General features: G+C 69.6%; 1 protein-coding gene. It reads right to left on the reverse strand.

Going from position 1 to position 1909, the window contains the following annotated elements; translation table 11 throughout:
• Positions 1 to 151: 151 nt before the first annotated feature.
• The gene (locus GA0115259_RS22175; protein ID WP_093600024.1) at positions 152 to 1894 is read right to left on the reverse strand and encodes a discoidin domain-containing protein; all 1743 of its coding nucleotides are present in this window, start codon (positions 1892 to 1894) and stop codon (positions 152 to 154) included.
• Positions 1895 to 1909 lie beyond the last annotated feature (15 nt).

The following is a 1909-nucleotide window of genomic DNA, read 5'->3' on the forward strand; positions in this document are numbered from 1 at the left end:
CCATGGCCCGCCGTCGGAGTGCCGTCCGGCGCCGCCGGCGGGAGGAGACGGCGCGGGCGGATCAGGTGAACCGGGCCGCGCCCGGGTCGGACGCCCGGATCCAGCGCCCGGGTCAGACGTCCAGGTCAGGCGTCCGGGTCAGGCGCCCGGGTCAGTTGTAGACGCCGAACTCGTAGAGCGAGTACCCCCAGCCGGTCCCTCGCACCGTCGCATTGATTCTGACATAGCGGGCATTTCCGGCCAGGTCATGGTCGTCGATCCCGCCATTGCCGTCGGTGACGGTCTTCAGCGTGGCCCAGTTCTGTCCGTCGTCGGAGGTCTGGACGGTGTAGCCCTTGGCGTACGCGGTCTCCCAGGCGAGCTGGACATGGCGGAACGCCGTCTTCTGGCCGAGGTCGACCTGGATCCACTGCGGATCGCTCCAGTCGCTCGCCCACCGGGTGTCGAACGAGCCGTCGACGGCGTTACCGGCCGGGCAGGGACAGCCGGTGCCGCCCGCCTGCGCCGAGGACGCCGTGGCGGGCTTGCCACGGGCGACATTGGTCCCGGTGACCGGCGGCGGCACCACCTTGAACGACTTGGTCTCGATGCCCACATTGCCCTTGCCGTCGCTCGCCTTGACATAGACCTTCCAGACACCGAGCCGCTCGGGCGCGACCAGCCGGAAGGTGCCGTTGCCCAGGGCGGTGAAGGCCGTGTCGTTCAACTGGCCCGAGTTGTCCACGTACTTGGCGCCGAGCAGCAGTTGGTACGAGAGCGGATCGCCTTCCGGGTCCGTGACCGAGGCGCGGACGGTGAACTCCCGGCCCGCGGGCACCGAGGCGGCTCCGTCGACCGACATCGAGGAGATCACCGGCGGTGTGTTGTCCCGGGAGGTGTCTCCTCCGTACGCGCGCTTCACCGCGTAGTACGAGAGCCGCTTCTGGCCCGCGGGAAGCAGATTGAACCAGACGCCGCCGAAGTCGTACTCGGTGCCGTAGTGGAAGAGCGTCGCGCCGAGCGCCACGCCCCGATGGCCGGTGATACAGCCCCAAGCCTTGGTGTAACCGGCGGCCTTCGCGGGATCGGCGGGCTCGTCGGGCACACCGTTGGCGTCGTTCGGGACCTCCCACTCACCGGCCGGTCCGCCCTCGGTGACGATGTACGGCTTGGTGTAGCCGCCGTCCTGCCAGGTCTTCTGGATATTGCAGACGTCGCCGTACGAGTTGACCGCGTACAGATCGAGGTCGGGCGCGTTGCGCCGGTAGTACGGCCAGGCGCCCGTCCAGGCGTCGGTCGAGGTCACCGGATGGTTGGGGTCGACGGCGTGGATCCGCTTCGCGATGTCATTGACGAACGTCGTGTACGCGTTGCGCTGCTGCTCCAGCGCGTCGCCGCTGTAGCAGTTCTGGAGACCGAGGACGGATTCGTTGCCGACGTTCCACATCAGAACGCCCGGGTGGTTCTTGTAGGTCTCCACCCAGCGCGGGAACTCCGCGAGCATATTGTTCTTGTACGTGGTGTCCGTCAGATAGTTGACACAGCCACCGCTCCCGGGGCCGCCGCCCGGCTGGAGCCAGAAGCCCGCGATGACCTTGACGCCGTTGGCCGCCGCCGCGTCGAAGAGCGGTGCGCTGCTGGCGTCGGTGCCCCAGGTCCGTACGGTATTGGCGCCCATCGACTTCACGTCGGGCATGTACCGCGCCGCGTCGGCCACGGCCGGGCCCCAGGTCAGGCCCTTGACCTGGTACGGCGCTCCGTCGACGGTGAGCTGCCAGTTGCCCTGCGCTCCGGTGACCTTGACGACGCTGCCGGCGGCGTGCGCGGCGGGCGCGGGAAGGGCCACCAGGCAGGCCCCGAACAGGGCGGCGACGGCGAGCGGTGCCGCGCGCCGGATTCCGGCGGCCCGGCGCAGAACGGCGGGGGGGCG

Origin of the sequence: Streptomyces sp. MnatMP-M17 (assembly GCF_900091995.1) — a bacterium.
Classification (GTDB): Bacteria; Actinomycetota; Actinomycetes; order Streptomycetales; family Streptomycetaceae; genus Streptomyces.